Genomic DNA, 15543 nt, shown 5'->3' with positions numbered 1-15543 from the left:
CTCCTACGAAATCCCGATAAACTTGTGTGTCTGAAGGCTGAGCTTCCACAACGGGCGATCCTGGCAGATTCTGACAGCATTTTCTGTTGCCTGTGACTGACCTGCATAGTCGCGCGGTTGCAGAAAAAAATGTTTGAAATCCAGTTGCTCAAAATCCTGTACGGAGATGCCCTCTTGAGGCCAGACAAGCTTTAGCTCGCTCCCGGATGTAACAACCAGTTTTGTTCCCGCCTTTGGGCTGACAGTAACCCAGTCCAAGCCTTTGGGCAGGGCGAGCGTCCCGTTGGTTTCTATTCCCGTCTCCACACCGCAGCGGCCCAATTCCTGCAACAATTCTTCGGTAAGTTGCAGGGCAGGTTCCCCCCCTGTAAAGACCACGTAAGGCCGATAGCCCGGATGCGTATAGCTGGGGAAAAAAGAGCAGATCGCCTGGGCCAGCGTAGCGGCGTTTTTGAATTCTCCGCCCGATTTCTCGGCCCCGAGAAAGTCTGTATCGCAAAATGGGCATTTGGCAAATTTGCGATCTTCTTCTCGTCCTGACCACAGGTTGCAGCCGGAAAAACGGCAGAAAACTGCGGGGCGGCCTGCGTGGAACCCTTCCCCCTGCAACGTATAAAAAATTTCCTTGACTGCAAAGCTCACTATATTTCTCCTGTTTCACCGCACAGTTGCCGTGCACTCGCTTTTACGCAACAGGCAGGCAGCCGCAATCCTACTGCGTGAAGCGCGTATTCTTATACCCTCAGAGCCATGTTGAGGCAAAATATGTATTTTATCAAGAATATCAGTGGGGTGTTGGCAGCGTCCTGGTAAATGATTTGCTGCTTTTGAAAAACAAGCGCCGGGATTTTGCGCGTCCGTACTCCTGCACGGTAGCATCAAAACCCCGGCGCTGACGCATTCAGCGCGGCAAAATCGTATTTGCGCCATCAGGCCTGACAGGCAAGCCAATTCCCGGTTGGGGGATGGAGCCAGTTCAGTTAGCCGATCCTTCCAGCTCCGCCAGATGGTTGCGGGCAAAATCCAGGCTGGCGTCAAGCTCCAGCGCGGCGCTTAGATATTCGCGGGCCTGTTCGGCATTGCCCATGAATTTTTCACACAGGCCGAGGTTGGCGAGGTCCATTGCAGAGCCTTTGTCCACCCGCAGCACAGCCTTAAAGGCCTCAGCCGCCTTGGCATAGTCGCCAGTTTTGAAGTGGGCCACACCAAGCAGATTGCCGTATTCCTTCATGTCCGGGCAGAGCTTGGCAGCGGCTGCCAGCGCGGGCAGCGCCTCCTGCCAGCGGCATTCAAGGGTATCTGTATAGCCAAGGTAAAAGGAGGCCAGGGCCTGAGAATCGGCGTCCGGTTGCAGGGGCACGGCTGCGGCAAAGGCGCTGCGGGCAGTGTTGAAGTCTTCCGCGCGCAGGGCCAGCATGCCTTCAAAGAATGGCAGAAAATGCGCGCCAGGATAGCATGATTTCAGCACTTTCAGGCCATGCAGTACAGTTTCCGCATCGGCTTCTTCCACGAGCTTGCGGCCCACAAAGAGGCCAAGGCTCTGGTTGCGGTCGCGCTCGCGAAAATGCAGGCCAGGCACAATGCTGTAGTGGGTGGGGATGCCGAGGCGCGGATGCGTGGTTTCAACCGCGTAAAGCTCCAGCGGGGCAAGGCCGCGCAGAGCTGTGAGCAGTTCTTCACGAATATCGGCGTCCTCCACGGTGGGCAGGCTGGCAAGGGAGACGGTTGGGCCTTCGATAAGCCAGTTGATCTGCTCAAGGGCCGTGTACTTGGAAAGGCCTGAGGCCTCGTAGCAGGCGCGTGTGCAGAAATCGCCTGCAAGCTGGGCAACTTCCGTAACCGCGCGGATGGCCGCCTTGGCAGGGGAAGCCGCTGTGCCGGCGGTGTAGACGATTTCAGAGCTGTCGGGAAAGGTTTTGGGATCCCAGGCCACGGCGGCAACCGTGGGCAGGGGCATTCCCTGCGAAAAATCTTTCAGCACAATATGCACGCCTTCGCGCTCAAATGCCGCCAGCAGTTCGGCCAGCACCGGGTCAAAGGCGCAGGACGCCGGGTCGATGGTGGGCGTGGTGGGCAGGTTGCGGTCAACGCGGCAGCACACGTGGCGCTCGATCAGTTCGCTCAGGCCTTGCAGCAGCGATTCTTCGCGACTGTTGCCAGCCGAGGTGCCGTTAAATTCGCCAAGCAGCTTGAACCAGTCCAGCGGGAGCCACACAGTTTTGCCGTCCAGCAGGCGGGTGGCGGGGTAGAACTGCCAGCGCGTGAGGTCGAGCACACGGCGTGCATCCTGCGGCGAAAGGGGGTCGTCCACCGAGCGCAGCATGGCCTCAATGGGCAGCAGATCACTGCCAAAACGGGCCTCGGCCTCGCTCCATGTGGCGCTGACCATGTGGGGGCGCTCTTCCCAAAAGCTGAAAAAGGCAAAACGCTCCATCAGTTCCATGAGGGCCGAAGCCTCGGCCTGTTCGGCGGAGGAACCTTTGCCCATCTGCTTGCGGGTAGGCATGATACGCCGGGCATCAGCCCCGCACACGCTCAAAAACACGGGGATGCCAAGCCTGCCCACGTCCACGCGGCGCGTTTTTGACAAAATGTCGAGGCGGGAGGAATCCAGCCGTTCCCGCACGCGGGCGATGGTCTGCGCGGGACTCATGGTTTTGTCCAGATCGCGCGTGTAGCCCTTGGGGCAGGGGGCCAGGGTTATGGTGGGCAACTGCTCGTTCATGGCCGCTCCAGAATCAGAATACTGTACAGACGGCGCTGTTCTTCGCCGTTTTCATCATGGGATTTAACGCCGATGCGGCCTTCGGTAATCTTGAAGGTCTTGGCCGCGATTTTGCCAAAATGGGGTTTGGCGCGGGCCACGTCGGTGCAGAAAAAGGCCTTGCCGCCGGGCGCGAGGTGGCGATCCACAAACTTGACCAACGGCCTGTGCAGGTCGTCCAGATAGAGGATTTCCGAGGCGGCGATAATGTCAAAGCCGCTGGCAAAGCGCGGGTCGCGCCCCGGCGCAGTCACGTCCACATGGGTGACCTCTATCTGGTCGCCCAGGCCGTTGCACAGTACGTTGGCCCTGGCAAAACGCAGGGCCTGCTCCACCACATCGCTCAGCACCACACGCGCAAATCCGTAGCGGGCAGCCACAAGGCTCAGCGCGCCGCAGCCAGCGCCAAGCTCCAGCAGGCTTTTGCCCTGCGGTTCATATTTGCGCAGCAGGCGGCCCAGCACAAACGAACCGGGCCACAGTTTTGCCCACAGGGGCAGATCCTTGAGCGGATCGTGGATGGCCTTGCGTTGCAGCAGCTTGTCCAGATGGGCGCTCATGTTCTGTATGGAGAGCACCTGAAGGGGATTTTCGTCCACATGCAGCGGTTCGAATTCCACATCAAAATCGGTGCGGATGCGCTCCAGCAGGGTCTCAAGTTCGGCGGCATGGGCCGGGGAAAGACTGGTTGATGTTTCCTCGGGCGACAGAGGCGAGCACTGGGAGTCAGACATGGATGTTCCTTGCAAAGGGGAATACAAAGACTTTGATAAGTCAGCTACTATACCCGCATTTGAGGCGTATGGCAATCCTTATTAATTAAGTAGGTATTGCGGAGGGCCAGCACACTGCCAAAGAGGTTCGGCCCGCCAAAGGGACTCGACCCGGCAGGGGAAGTCTGGCATTGTTGGCCGGTCGGCTGGTGTGCCAGTGGCCCCGCCGCAAACACTGAGCGAGAGGATTATGAAGCAGATTTTTCGTTTGGAAATGGTTGTGGCCGAAGAAGATGCAGACCGCGCCACCGGCTTGCTGACCTTGGGTGTGCCCTTTGGCTGGGAAGAAGAAACCCTGCCCACGGGTGAAACCCGCTTTCGCGTGCATTGCGAAAACCCCGAATTCATCAACAACCTGCAAAGCGACCTTCAGGCCCGCATTCCCGCAGCGGAATACACCCTGACCACGCTTGAGGATCAGGATTGGCTGGCAGCATGGCGGCAGTTTTTTACGCCTGTGCCGTGCGGCAACCGTTTTGTGGTGCTGCCCCCCTGGCTTGCCGACAGCAATGATTTTCCCGGTCGGGAAAAGATTGTTATTGAACCCAAGAGCGCGTTTGGCACGGGACACCATGCCACTACGGCCCTGTGCCTCACTGTATTGAGCGAGCTTGTGGAAGCCGGACGCGTCAAGCCGGGCCAGCATTTTCTGGATCTCGGCACTGGCTCGGGCGTGCTTGGTATTGGCTGCTGCAAGAGCGGCCTGACCGGCGAAGGCTACGACATCGACATGCTGGCCGTGGAAAATGCCATTGAAAACAGGCAAATCAACGGAATCGAGGGTTTTGAAGTGGGCCTTGGCAGCATAGACGCGCTCGAAGGCCGCACCTATGATCTGGTGTTGGCAAATATTCTGGCCCGCCCGCTGATTGATCTTGCCCAGCGCATCGTGTGGGCCTGCAAGCCCGGCGCATGCCTGGTGCTCTCCGGCCTGCTTGAAATCCAGGCCGACAGCGTGGAAGAAGCCTACATGGCCCAGTGCCTGCCCAAGCCCCGCCGCGTTATTGACGGCGAGTGGTGCGCGCTGGTCTGGGATTAGCATTGACGGTATTTGCTTTGGCAACTGCGGCGGCGCAGGCGGATATTTCGTCTGCGTTGCCCGGTTTGCCCATTGTTCTTGCGCCGGAAACTGCCCCGGCACTGCTCTTTGCCATAGTGGTCGGGCTTGGTGTGATCTTGCAGCTTGCGGGCAGGTTTTACGCCAGCCGTGGCGCAGCTCTGCTTGGAGCGGGCCTTGTGCTCGGCGCGGGGCTGTTTGACCGCGACCCGGTACTGGTGGTTGGACAGCTTGTGCTTATGGCGGCCCTGTGGCCCAAAGGGCGCAAAAAGTCCCGCAGGGCGGAAGGCCCGAGAAACCGTCGTTCGGCCTAGAGTCAGGTCATTGCTTTGCGGGTGTTTCCCCTGATCGGGGTGGAATCTGCCCGGAACTCAGCCCGGAATTTTGTGCAATGCGAAGGCAGGCTGTTCCTGCTATTGGCGCTGATCCCAGGTGGGGATGGGCGGCGGGGTATAGTTATCGAGATCTTTCAGCGTAGTGCCCATGCGCGTATTGCCCATGCGAATGGGGCGTCCGTTGGGGCCGCGCAGCACTGGCCCGCAAGACTGCGCTTCAATGACGGGCGGTATGCTCGCCGGGTCGGGACGCAGCACTTCATCCGCAGAATGCAGGTAGGGCAAGGGGTCAACGGCCTTGCCTGAAGCGTCCAGCAGGCCAAAGTGCAGGTGGGCCCCGGTGGTTCTACCAGTACACCCCACAAGCCCTAGGGCTTCGCCGGAGGTGACGCGCTGCCCGGTTTTTACGAGAGTGTTTGACATGTGCCCGTAGCGCGCCGTCATGCCGTCTTCTTGCCGGACATCAACGGAGATGCCCAGTGGGCCGTTTTCTCCGGCGCGGATGACTGTGCCGGGCTTGAAGGCCGTGACAGGCCAACCCATGTGCGCGCGGATATCTATACCCCCATGATCGCGCATGACCACGCCGCGCCTGCTGAGCCAACCGGGCATGCGGCGGTTGCCAAAGGGGGATGTGATCAGCTCGCGCAATGGCGGCAAGGCGCGGTTGGTCTCGGTATTCTGGGCGGTTTTTGACTGGGTGGGTTTCGGCATTGCTGGCGAAGATTCAGGCTCTGTATACTGGCTGCTGGCAGATGTTTTTTGCGCGTCTGTTTGTCCGGCTTCTGGTTCCGCAGCAAGTTCCGTGGCAGGTTTTGCGGTGTCGGCAACGGGCGCGACCGATGCGCCCTCGGCAACAAGTTCCGTGGGCGGGCAGCCAAGGGCTATGCAGAGGGCGGCAAGCGCGAGTCTGCTTAGAAATTTCGACACGTATTCTCCCCGTCTGTAGCTGCGTTTTGAGCGCGAACAGGTCGGCAGCATACGGAGCACTGTAAAAAATGCAAGCCAGGCTTATGCACATACGGCGAAAGCCCGGCACAAGGAGGCAGCACATGCAGTTACGATCCATCACCGGAGACGTCACGGGGCGTCCCACCATTGATGGCGCAGGTGTGCGCCTTGTGCGCGTGCTTGGTTCGCCCACAGTCAAAACATTTGATCCCTTTCTTATGCTTGATGCCTTTGATTCCGTAAATCCGGAGGATTACGTAAAGGGTTTTCCCATGCATCCTCACCGGGGTATTGAAACCTTCACCTATCTTGTGAATGGCGTCATCGAACACAAGGACAGCCTGGGCAATGCTGGCGTTATCCGCGATGGCGGCTGCCAGTGGATGACCGCCGGGAGCGGTATTCTGCATCAGGAAATGCCCCTTGCCTCGCCGCGCATGCTCGGCCTGCAACTCTGGATCAATCTGCCGGCCGCCCACAAGATGACTGATCCCAAGTACCGCGACATCACCATTGATATGGTGCCGTGCGTTGAGGAAGAGGCCGCTTACGTGGCCGTGGTCGCGGGTGAATACAAGGGCGTCGAAGGCGCCGCGAAGGGCGACTATGTGGATGTGCGTTTTCTTGACGTGCGCCTTAAGCCCGGCGCGCGCTGGCAGGTGGAGACCAACCCCGCCCACACGGTTTTTGCCTATCTGTATGCTGGCGACTGCTTCTTGATGGAGGGCAGGGAGCCAATGCTGGCCCGCCACTCCTACCTGCTGGGCGAGGGGGATACCGTCGCTTTTGAAGGTGGCGAAGAAGAATGCCGCTTTGTGCTGGTTTCCGGCGCGCCCCTGCGGGAGCCGGTCGCCTGGGGTGGCCCCATTGTCATGAATACAGATGAAGAGCTGATGCAGGCGTATTTTGAAATTGAAGAAGGCAGATTTATCAAACACTGGCTTCCGTCTGCACAGAATTAGCCGTTGACGGATTGAAAATATCCGGCTTGACACGGCTGCTGCGGGGTCTTATCTGACCATTTTGCTTTGGAAACAGGAGTAAGTACCATGAGCAATTGTATTTCTGTCTTGTTTCGCAAGGGCAAACATCACGGCCTGGCGCTTTTATGCACGCTGCTCGTAGCCGCTTTTGCGGTTACTGGCGCTTTTGCCGCCGAGCCCAAGGTGCGCGTTCTTGCCACCACCTATCCCGTATATCTGTTGACCCGCGCTGTTGCCCAGACAAGCCCGGATGTGCAGGTTGATCTGCTCATTCCCGCCCAGACAGGCTGCCCGCACGACTACGCGCTGACCCCCAAGGACATGCAAAAACTCTCCAGGGCCAATGTTGTGATCATCAACGGCCTGGGTATGGAGTCCTTTCTGGAAAAACCGCTTGCCGCCGCAGGCAAGAAGATAGCCGTCATCGACAGCAGCAAGGGCATTAACGCCATTGTTGAAGAACATGACGAAGACCACGATGCCGATCACGGCAAGGCGGACGCCGCCCATAAGGACGACCACAACCCTGTGGCAGCGGCAAAAGGGCATGATCACGAACATGGTCACGGCCATGACCATGGGCACGACCACGGCGGCCTGAATCCGCATGCTTTTTCCAGCCCGCTGCAAGCTGCTGTGATGGCGCGCAATATTGGCCGTGGCCTTGCTGCGGCTGCTCCGGTTGCCGCAAAAAATTGCCCGCAGGCGGCGGATGCCTATGCCGCCAGGCTTGAGGCTCTGGGCCAGCGCCTTGCCGCAGTAGGGGCCAATGCCGCCAACAAGAATGTGGTGGCCCTGCACGATGGCATGGCCTACCTTGTGCGCGATGCCGGGCTGAACCTTGTGGATGTGATTCAGGAAGATGAAGAGGCTCAACCCTCTGCGGCGCGCCTGCTTGATCTGGTGAAAAAAATAAAAGAATCCAAGCCGGTTGTGCTCATTGGCGAGCCGCAGTATTCGGACAAGCCCGTGCTCGCCCTTGCGGCGGAAACGGGTGTTCCGGCAGTGCAGCTTGACCCTCTGGCCTCGGGGCCGTCTGACGCGCCCCTTGATTATTACGAAACCGTCATGTCCAAAAATCTGGACACATTAGAGAAATATTTTGGCAAATAACAGCTTGCTTGCCCCCTCGGTCTGCTTTGAAAATGTATGCCTCAGCCGAGGGGGCAATAGTATTCTGAACAATATCTGCGCCACTGCGCCCGCTGGCGGCAGCACGGTTCTTGTGGGGCCCAACGGGGCAGGCAAGACCACGCTGCTGCTCTGCCTTATTGGCGAAATGGCCTATACAGGGCGTATCCAGTTCGCTGGTTTAGAGCATCAGCCCCGCATGGCCTATGTGCCGCAGCATCTGATTATGGATCGCAGCCTGCCCCTGCGCGTGTGCGAATTTTTGGCCCTGAGCCGCCAGCGCCAGCCCTTGTGGCTGGGCCTGCGCCCTTGGGCGCGCAGCGAGGGGCGGCAGCTTTTGCAGATGGTCAAAGCCGAGCATCTGGAGCAGAGCCGCATGGGCGACCTTTCTGGCGGCGAACTGCGCCGTGTGCTGCTGGCTGCGGCTCTTGGCCGCAATCCGGAACTGCTGGTGCTGGACGAGCCTGCGGCAGGCGTAGACGTGCGCGGCGAGAGGCTCTTTTGGGAATTGCTGGATGCCGCCCGGCACGAGCGCGGCTTTACGCAGATCATGGTCAGCCACAATCTGCCGCTGGTGGCGCACTACGCAACCCACGTGATCTGCCTCAACAAAACAGTATGCGCCACAGGCGCGCCACGCGCCACGCTGACATCTTCCACCCTCATGGAACTTTTTGGCGTACCTATCCACCTGTATCCGGACCAGTGCGACCCTGAAGACCCCGGCTGCCCGCAGTGCGGCGTGGTGAGCGAAGCCGAGGGCCTGCTGCCTAACTATGCGGCCATTGAGCGGCGCGAGGCCGCCCGCCTGAACGCGCGCCTGTCTGCCCGCCTGAGCGCCTCACAAAGTGAACCCTGCGGTGAAAAAGCGCCGGATCAGGGAGGTTCCCGTGCCTGATCTCAGCCCCGTATATGCGCTTATCTCCATGATTCCGCTTGATTGCCTGCAAATGCGCTTCATGCAGCAGGCCTTGCTCGGAGTGCTGCTGCTGGCCCCCATGGCCTCTGTGCTCGGGGTGGAAGTTATCAATTTTCGCATGGCCTTTTTTTCAGACGCCATCGGGCACTCGGCCTTTGCCGGGGTTGCGCTGGGGTTGATACTGGCTGTGCCGCCGCGTCTTGCCATGCCCCTGTTTGGCATACTGGTGGGGCTTGGCATCATGGCTGTGCGGCGCAAGAGCGACCTTTCGTCCGACACAGTCATCGGCATTGTGTTTTCTGCCGTGGTGGCCTTTGGTCTTGCCGTGGTGAGCCGTGCCGAGGGCATAGGTAGGGACATGCAGCGCTTTTTGTACGGCGATATCCTTACCATCACCGATGGTGAAATTGGCTTTCTGGCCCTGCTCTTTGTTGCCCTGCTTCTGTTTCAGGCCGTAGGCTACAACAGGCTGATGTATATTGCCCTGAATCCGGTTATGGCGCGGGTTCACGGTGTACGCGTGGCCGTGTGGCAATATGCCTTTGCCGGACTGCTGGCACTGGTGGTGATGTTTTCTGTATGGGCGGTGGGCGTACTGCTCGTGACGGCCATGCTCATTGTGCCCGCCGCCACGGCCCGCAATTTTGCCCGTTCTGCCGGGGGCATGTTCTGGTGGGCGCTTTTGGTGGGTACGTCATCCGCATTCGCAGGGCTGACCCTTTCGGCTCAGGAATGGCTTGCTACGGCCAGCGGGGCCACCATTATTCTTGTGGCCTGCTGCTGGTTTGCTGTGAGTCTGTTTGCCGCTCAGGCTACGGGTCGCAGACGTTCCTGACGGCAAGGCCGCTGTACATCTCTGCGTTTGGTCTGGCGCTCTCTGCGCGACACCACAAAAAAACGCCTTCCCCTTTCAGTTGGGGAAGGCGTTTTGGCTTTTGGGTAGCTTGTATGAGCTAGGCCAGTTTTTTGACCGCTTCCAGAGCGGCTGCGTAGTCAGGCTCGTGGGTAACTTCGCCCACAAGCTGGCTGTAAGCCAGGGTGCCGTCGGGGGCGACCACAAAGACCGAGCGGGCCAGCAGATCCAGCTCCTTGATCAGAATGCCATAGGCCTTGCCAAAGGCGCCAGCGCGGTAGTCGGAGAGGGCTTCAACAGCGGTTACGCCAGCAGCTCCGCACCAGCGGGCCTGCGCAAAGGGCAGGTCGCGGCTCACGGCCACAATACGCACCTTGTCGGACAACGCGGCGGCTTCGGTATTGAAGCGGCGAACTTCCATATCGCATACGGGAGTATCCAGCGAGGGAACGCATACAAGCACAAGCACCTTGCCAGCGTAGTCTTTCAGGCTGCGGGGGCTCATATCGTTGGCGGTCAGCGTGAAGTCGGGAGCCTTGCCGCCAACGGCGGGCTGGGTGCCTTCAAGATGCATGACATTGCCTTTGAACGTAACTGTATCCATAGGAAACTCCTTATTGTTTCAGGGTTCTTGGATTCTGTGCTATCAAGGCTTTATTGTCAATGATTATTGTTAGCGAGATCGGATTTCCAGATTTCTCGCTCTCACTTTTTCAGTGTATCGTTGCAGGAAAGTGTTCGCAAGGGCAGTACGCGCAGGTACGCTGCTGCGGTGGAGAAAACCTTGTGTGCCTCCATTGCCATGTGCGCGGCAATGCCTATATTTACATAAGAATGTGCCTACAGCAGGAGAATTTGATGAGTACTTTGACACCTCGCGGCATAGTTGCCGAGCTTGATAAATTTGTGGTGGGACAGGAACAGGCCAAGCGCATGGTTGCCGTGGCGGTGCGCAACCGCTGGCGGCGGCAGCACCTTGCGCCGGAGTTGCGTGATGAGGTTTCGCCCAAGAATATCATTATGATGGGCCCCACGGGCGTAGGCAAGACGGAAATTGCCCGCCGCCTGGCCAAGCTCTCAGGAGCGCCCTTTGTAAAGGTTGAAGCCACCAAGTTCACGGAAGTGGGCTATGTGGGGCGCGATGTGGAATCCATGGTGCGCGACCTCATGGAAATAGGCATCAACCTTGTGCGCGATGAGGAAAATGCCCGTGTGCGCAAGGCTGCCGAGGCTGCTGCTGAATCACGCCTTATGGATTTGCTGTTGCCCAGTTCTTTTGGGTCGGAAGAGCGCGCCTCCACGCGCGAAAAGCTTTTGCAGCAATTCCGCCTTGGCTTTCTGGATGACCGGGAAGTGGAAGTGGAAGTGACCGAGCAGGGCGGCGGCAGTGTTGATCTGTTTGCCATCCCCGGTATGGAGCAGATGGGCGGACAGGTTAAGGACATGTTCAGCAAGGCCTTTCCGCCCAAGCACAGCCGCCGCAAAATGAAGGTGCGCAATGCCTTTGCCGTACTTGTGCAGGAAGAATCTGGCAGGCTTGTGGATCAGGAAGCCCTGGTGGACAAGGCCCGCGAAAGGGTAGAGCAGACGGGCATCATCTTTATTGACGAAATCGACAAGATCGCCAGCTCCTCGCAAAACCGCACGTCAGACATTTCGCGCGAGGGCGTGCAGCGCGACCTGCTGCCCATTGTGGAAGGCAGTGCGGTCAACACCAAGTATGGCATGATCCGCACGGATCACATCCTGTTTATTGCGGCGGGCGCTTTCCATTTCAGCAAGCCATCGGACATGATACCCGAATTGCAGGGACGTTTTCCCTTGCGGGTGGAATTGCAGCCTCTGGGCAGGGAAGAGTTTTTGCGCATCCTCAAGGAGCCGGACAATGCCCTGACCAAGCAGTACGAAGCATTGCTGGGTACGGAGCAGATTCGCCTGAGCTTTACGGATGACGGGCTGGAAGAAATCGCGGCCTTTGCCGAGGACACCAATACCCGCACGGAAAATATCGGCGCGCGGCGGCTCTATACCATCATGGAAAAAATTCTGGCTGACATATCCTTTGACGCGCCTGAAATGCCCGGTGCGCAGGTGGTGGTCAACAAGGCCTATGTGGAAGAGCATTTGCAGGATGTGCGCGACGATCAGGACTTGAGCCAGTATATTCTGTAAGCGCTCGGCCTGTGCGCTGCTTGGGTGCATGACAGCGGAAGCAGAGCATAAGAAATCAGAGCATTGAAGATCAAAAAAACCGGCCACTGGCCGGTTTTTTTGTAACTGCTGATAGAACAAAAGAAAAAAGGTTCGCGGTGTAACCGCGAACCTGGATTTTCTGGTGGGCCATCAGGGACTCGAACCCCGAACCAACTGATTAAGAGTCAGCTGCTCTACCAATTGAGCTAATGACCCGCATTGCGTGAAGAGGTGTTTACGCAAATGGGGGGCAAGTGTCAAGCAGATGCGAATTTTTTTGTAAAATTATTTTTCGAGTCAGGCCATTACCTGTAAATGTCAATGCGGCAGAATCGGTGGAATTCAGCTCTGGGCGGGGAAATTTCACGTTGTGAACTCAAAGGAAAGTTTTTTGGCCTGCGCGGCATGGCAATACCGCCACAGGTGACTTCATCCACAGGTGACTTCATCGTGAATCCGCTCAGTAAAATTACATAGCCTGATTGGTGAGCCTGACAGGAGCGTGCATAACAAAGCCGTGATTCTGATTTACCGAAGCGCAGTCTGTTACATTGGCTCCAAATCAAAGACGGCAGGCTGGGAGTGGGAGCCGCATGGTGCGGTGTCGAGCTGCTTTTGGCCTAATCAGAGAGGCAACACTGCTGAGGGCTTGACGAATCGGCGTACCTTGGGCTACAAAGCCACTCACGCCATGCATATGCGGCATTGCCCATGTGCCTTGGCTAGTCTGCCGGGATGGTGGAATTGGTAGACGCAGCGGACTCAAAATCCGCCGAGGGCAACCTCTTGCGAGTTCAAGTCTCGCTCCCGGTACCAAGTTAAATCAAAGGGTTAGGTGTAAAAACCTAACCCTTTTTTACGTCTTTTTGTATCACCACCGTATCACCATCATCTAGGCCGGGCATAAGTGCAACCGCTGCGGCTTGGCTCCCTGCTGTGACGTGCGAATATGTCCCGCCTGTTGTGGCAACATTACTATGCCCGAGCTGTGCAGCCACGGCGGCAAGGTCTGCCCCGCGTGCCAACATTTCTGAGGCCGCGATGTGCCGTATATCATACGGCCTGATTCCACGCCCCTACATGCCTGCGACTTTTACCGCAGTGCGCCATGCCGTATTGTAGTCCAACACTTTGCGCCCGCGCCTGAGGCAAACCCAAGGTATCCCGGCTGCCGAATCTTCTTGGTAGCTCAACTTGGCCTCTTCCCAATAGGCTGACGGGGGGTACACGCGCTTGATGCGGCCCGTCTTGCCCTGCGCATAGGGACACTGCATGCCAACTCACTACACAGTCTGCAAGTTTGCAATGCTCATTTCCCCCCAAAAGAGACTGAACTACAAGGGCTTAACGCCGCTGTCCATGTCCTGCTGGAGGTAAGTGGCGGCATGGCTGGCGCACCAATTAACCTCGCCAAAGGAGCCTGCTTTGCAGTGGCAGCCGCACTGAGGCATCTCAGTGGAGTAGACCCGGCGGTAACGGCCTTCCCTGCTGCTACGGCGACCAATTCCGTATTCCCCATCATGCGGCACGGGCAGGCGGTGCCAGACTTGTTCGACATTCGGGCTTCTGGAGGAACACCGTTGGCTGGGACTTTGTGGTGGTTTTTGCAGGCCATGCTGCCGATCAAAGAGCAGCGAAAGATGATTCAGGTTATTGGCATGCCAGACAACCATCTGGCCGCAAACAATGCCGTTAGGGTGCCCCATAAAATCGGCTTTGAAGTTTACGGCCTTGGCATTCGGGATGAACACATAACGCACCTGTTGCCGCAAACCAGCCGGGTGGTCAACGATTTGCCCGATCTGGTGCCTTGCCATGTTTGCCCTGCTGCCAGTCGCCTTGCTCAATGGCGGTGCTGTATGATGGTGCCCCTCAATTTCAGACCTTGGTACCGAACGGGAATATTTCGTTCCCTTACGCTTAACAAAAAGCGGCGCGTCCCGCACTGCTAAACGCAAGGAAGACAAATGAACTACGTGAGCTCGATATCAGTTGTCATAGCTGTGCTACATGCCATCAAGGACAATTGGGACGAATAGCCCTTTAGCATAGGAAGAAGATCCCACTCCTTCCTATGATGCGCCCACGGTGTGGCATGATTGTTAGGGCGTTGACGGAAGGTGTGTGGCGATTTTAGCCGTGGCAAGCACGGTTTTTTTAAAATAGTGTTGAATGTGAACTATCCGTCACACAATGAAGCGCATGGTGCAAAGACGCTGGCTTGTAAGATTATTTTGTTGTTTGTATACTTGACCATGTATGTACTTTGAGTGAGAATAAAATCACAATATGCAGCATATTTTGAAACGAGGTGTTGTTCTGGTCAACATACATTGTTTGACCATATTATTTTCGGTATTTTGAACAACACCTTTCGTTTCCGTCAAGGGAGGGTTTTATGCTTCCTGAGTTCAGCGGCGATTTTATTCAATGGTTGCGAGGTTTTTATTATACAGCAACATGTGGCAGCATGACGGCTGCAATGAAAAAGATGAACCGTAACCAATCTGCGCTCACGTATCAGATTCGCAGCCTTGAGCAAGAGTTTGGTGTTAAGCTTTTTAGCGGTTCCAAGACAAACCGTGTTCTGACAGAAGAGGGAAAATTTTTGCTCAGCAAGGCAGTGTTGCTTTTTTCTCAGATTGATGCCCTGCGTGGGCAGCTGGAGCATCTGCCAGCAACAGTAAAAGGCCCTCTAAGCATCAGTTGCATGTTTTCGTTTTACAATCATATCTTGCCGGATCTGGTGCACGTTTTTTCGCAGCAGTATCCTGAAGTGAGCTTCAGGCTTATTCCCGAGATGCTGGAGAGCAAGCTTTTCGAAGACATTTCTTCCAACAAGGTGGATGTTGGCATTTTGGCTTCAGAGAGAATTCCTGACGATTTTTTGGTCATCCCCTTGTTCAAAACAGACATCACGCTTTTTGCATCGCCGCAGGCAAAGCTGCCGCCTGAAAATATGCTGGATCTGACAGATATAGCGCAAATGACCATCGTCGCGCCTTCTGTCCATTCGAGCCTGTGGCAAAATATTCTTCGTCAGGCGCAGCGCTATGGTGTAAAGCTGAACCCCCGGCACATAATCACGCATCAGGATTGCCTTGTGCGTTGCGTTTCGCAGGGGCTTGGTGTGAGCATGCTAGACCGCTTTGTTCTCGAAGATGCCCTTTTTGCGCAAAAAATTCAGGCAGTGTCGCTTTCGCGGTTTTTCCGCCCCCGGCAGTATTACATGGTGCTGTCGCAGTCGGGCGCGTACCAGTATCCACAGGTTAAGGCTTTTTTGAATTTCATGAAGCAGCAGTTTGAAATTGCTGACGACAAGCAGGACTCAAACATAGAAACCATTGAAGATGCAGAGGTTGCCCTGCACTGATAGCTGGATAACTCATCTTGCCATGCGGGCAGGGGCATTGGGCGTACATGTTGCGCGCAATGCCCCTGCTGCATTTTGTGGCGTTGACCTGCGGCAAATCGTAATCGCCATGCTGAAATGATGCCGAAAAAAATGAGCCAGAGCGCATGCTTGTGCAAGCGTGTGCTCTGGCTCTGCCGTGTTGTGACTGCCAGCCGTCAAGGAGGGAACG

At 56.9% G+C, this 15543-nt stretch carries 16 protein-coding genes and 2 tRNA genes; 9 read left to right on the top strand and 9 right to left on the bottom strand.

Annotated features, from left to right (window positions below):
- Positions 1-3 precede the first annotated feature (3 nt).
- The 3 genes from queE to JMF94_RS08030 all read right to left on the bottom strand — a co-directional run bounded on the left by queE (position 4) and on the right by JMF94_RS08030 (position 3498).
- Complete coding sequence (gene queE / locus JMF94_RS08040; protein ID WP_240824622.1) at positions 4-642, bottom strand: 7-carboxy-7-deazaguanine synthase; 639 nt, start codon at positions 640-642, stop codon at positions 4-6.
- A gap of 334 nt (positions 643-976) precedes the next feature.
- Positions 977-2725, bottom strand: coding sequence for a YcaO-like family protein (locus tag JMF94_RS08035; protein ID WP_240824621.1), 1749 nt, complete (start codon positions 2723-2725; stop codon positions 977-979).
- Entirely contained in the window at positions 2722-3498 is a 777-nt protein-coding gene (locus JMF94_RS08030; protein ID WP_240824620.1) for a 50S ribosomal protein L11 methyltransferase, read from the bottom strand. The genes JMF94_RS08035 and JMF94_RS08030 overlap by 4 nt, the downstream gene beginning before the upstream one ends.
- Positions 3499-3727: 229 nt before the next feature.
- Between JMF94_RS08030 and JMF94_RS08025 the strand changes: the two genes are divergently transcribed.
- Positions 3728-4576 (top strand): 50S ribosomal protein L11 methyltransferase, encoded by an 849-nt coding sequence (locus JMF94_RS08025; protein WP_240824619.1) that lies wholly within the window; start codon positions 3728-3730, stop codon positions 4574-4576.
- 2 nt (positions 4577-4578) lie between these two features.
- Entirely contained in the window at positions 4579-4908 is a 330-nt protein-coding gene (locus tag JMF94_RS08020) for a hypothetical protein (protein WP_240824618.1), read from the top strand.
- Positions 4909-5007: 99 nt separating this feature from the next.
- Here the strand turns inward: JMF94_RS08020 and JMF94_RS15145 are convergent, their stop codons facing one another.
- The gene (locus JMF94_RS15145; protein WP_240824617.1) at positions 5008-5859 is read right to left on the bottom strand and encodes a M23 family metallopeptidase; all 852 of its coding nucleotides are present in this window, start codon (positions 5857-5859) and stop codon (positions 5008-5010) included.
- 122 nt (positions 5860-5981) lie between these two features.
- Here JMF94_RS15145 and JMF94_RS08010 point away from each other — a divergent pair, with 122 nt between their 5' ends.
- From JMF94_RS08010 to JMF94_RS07995, 4 genes are all read left to right on the top strand, one after another.
- Positions 5982-6842 carry a pirin family protein gene (locus tag JMF94_RS08010; protein ID WP_240824616.1) on the top strand — a complete coding sequence of 287 codons (861 nt, stop codon included), beginning with the start codon at positions 5982-5984 and terminating at the stop codon, positions 6840-6842.
- An 87-nt stretch (positions 6843-6929) separates the two neighbouring features.
- The gene (locus JMF94_RS08005) at positions 6930-7976 is read left to right on the top strand and encodes a zinc ABC transporter substrate-binding protein (RefSeq protein ID WP_240824615.1); all 1047 of its coding nucleotides are present in this window, start codon (positions 6930-6932) and stop codon (positions 7974-7976) included.
- Positions 7966-8892, top strand: a complete 927-nt coding sequence (locus JMF94_RS08000; RefSeq protein WP_240824614.1) for a metal ABC transporter ATP-binding protein — start codon at positions 7966-7968, stop codon at positions 8890-8892. Before JMF94_RS08005 ends, JMF94_RS08000 begins: the two co-directional genes overlap by 11 nt.
- A complete protein-coding gene (locus tag JMF94_RS07995) occupies positions 8885-9748 on the top strand; it encodes a metal ABC transporter permease (protein WP_240824613.1) in 864 nt (287 codons plus the stop codon). The genes JMF94_RS08000 and JMF94_RS07995 overlap by 8 nt, the downstream gene beginning before the upstream one ends.
- 118 nt (positions 9749-9866) lie before the next feature.
- Here JMF94_RS07995 and tpx read toward each other — a convergent pair whose 3' ends face one another.
- Complete coding sequence (tpx, locus tag JMF94_RS07990; protein WP_240824612.1) at positions 9867-10370, bottom strand: thiol peroxidase; 504 nt, start codon at positions 10368-10370, stop codon at positions 9867-9869.
- 254 nt (positions 10371-10624) lie between these two features.
- Between tpx and hslU the strand changes: the two genes are divergently transcribed.
- Complete coding sequence (gene hslU / locus JMF94_RS07985; protein WP_192111507.1) at positions 10625-11938, top strand: ATP-dependent protease ATPase subunit HslU; 1314 nt, start codon at positions 10625-10627, stop codon at positions 11936-11938.
- Between the two features lie 161 nt (positions 11939-12099).
- Here the strand turns inward: hslU and JMF94_RS07980 are convergent.
- Positions 12100-12175: transfer RNA gene (locus JMF94_RS07980), tRNA-Lys, on the bottom strand.
- Between the two features lie 513 nt (positions 12176-12688).
- Between JMF94_RS07980 and JMF94_RS07975 the strand changes: the two genes are divergently transcribed.
- Positions 12689-12775 (top strand) — tRNA-Leu (locus JMF94_RS07975).
- Positions 12776-12804: 29 nt separating this feature from the next.
- Here the strand turns inward: JMF94_RS07975 and JMF94_RS07970 are convergent.
- The 3 genes from JMF94_RS07970 to JMF94_RS07960 are packed head-to-tail and all read right to left on the bottom strand — an operon-like array spanning position 12805 to position 13776.
- Entirely contained in the window at positions 12805-13026 is a 222-nt protein-coding gene (locus JMF94_RS07970; RefSeq protein WP_346770016.1) for a tyrosine-type recombinase/integrase, read from the bottom strand.
- Positions 13027-13035: 9 nt separating this feature from the next.
- Positions 13036-13233: a hypothetical protein gene (locus tag JMF94_RS07965; RefSeq protein WP_240824610.1), complete on the bottom strand. Its 198-nt coding sequence runs from the start codon at positions 13231-13233 to the stop codon at positions 13036-13038.
- Between the two features lie 60 nt (positions 13234-13293).
- Positions 13294-13776: a DUF1466 family protein gene (locus JMF94_RS07960; protein WP_240824609.1), complete on the bottom strand. Its 483-nt coding sequence runs from the start codon at positions 13774-13776 to the stop codon at positions 13294-13296.
- Positions 13777-14357: 581 nt separating this feature from the next.
- On the opposite strand from JMF94_RS07960, the gene JMF94_RS07955 reads away from it, so the two are divergent.
- Positions 14358-15332, top strand: a complete 975-nt coding sequence (locus JMF94_RS07955) for a LysR family transcriptional regulator (protein WP_346770013.1) — start codon at positions 14358-14360, stop codon at positions 15330-15332.
- Positions 15333-15543: the final 211 nt, after the last annotated feature.

Source organism: Desulfovibrio sp. UIB00 (assembly GCF_022508225.1).
GTDB lineage: Bacteria > Desulfobacterota > Desulfovibrionia > Desulfovibrionales > Desulfovibrionaceae > Desulfovibrio.
Note: the sequence above shows the minus strand (reverse complement) of the source record. Positions and strands in the feature narration are given on the sequence as shown.

What these genes read in the sequence shown, in the direction of transcription:
- JMF94_RS08035 (WP_240824621.1), bottom strand. Translation starts at nt 2,725, where the DNA reads ATGAACGAGCAGTTGCCCACCATAACCCTGGCCCCCTGCCCCAAGGGC.
- JMF94_RS08030 (WP_240824620.1), bottom strand. Translation starts at nt 3,498, where the DNA reads ATGTCTGACTCCCAGTGCTCGCCTCTGTCGCCCGAGGAAACATCAACC.
- JMF94_RS08025 (WP_240824619.1), top strand. Translation starts at nt 3,728, where the DNA reads ATGAAGCAGATTTTTCGTTTGGAAATGGTTGTGGCCGAAGAAGATGCA.
- JMF94_RS08010 (WP_240824616.1), top strand. Translation starts at nt 5,982, where the DNA reads ATGCAGTTACGATCCATCACCGGAGACGTCACGGGGCGTCCCACCATT.
- JMF94_RS08005 (WP_240824615.1), top strand. Translation starts at nt 6,930, where the DNA reads ATGAGCAATTGTATTTCTGTCTTGTTTCGCAAGGGCAAACATCACGGC.
- tpx (WP_240824612.1), bottom strand. Translation starts at nt 10,370, where the DNA reads ATGGATACAGTTACGTTCAAAGGCAATGTCATGCATCTTGAAGGCACC.
- hslU (WP_192111507.1), top strand. Translation starts at nt 10,625, where the DNA reads ATGAGTACTTTGACACCTCGCGGCATAGTTGCCGAGCTTGATAAATTT.
- JMF94_RS07965 (WP_240824610.1), bottom strand. Translation starts at nt 13,233, where the DNA reads ATGCAGTGTCCCTATGCGCAGGGCAAGACGGGCCGCATCAAGCGCGTG.
- JMF94_RS07960 (WP_240824609.1), bottom strand. Translation starts at nt 13,776, where the DNA reads ATGGCAAGGCACCAGATCGGGCAAATCGTTGACCACCCGGCTGGTTTG.
- JMF94_RS07955 (WP_346770013.1), top strand. Translation starts at nt 14,358, where the DNA reads ATGCTTCCTGAGTTCAGCGGCGATTTTATTCAATGGTTGCGAGGTTTT.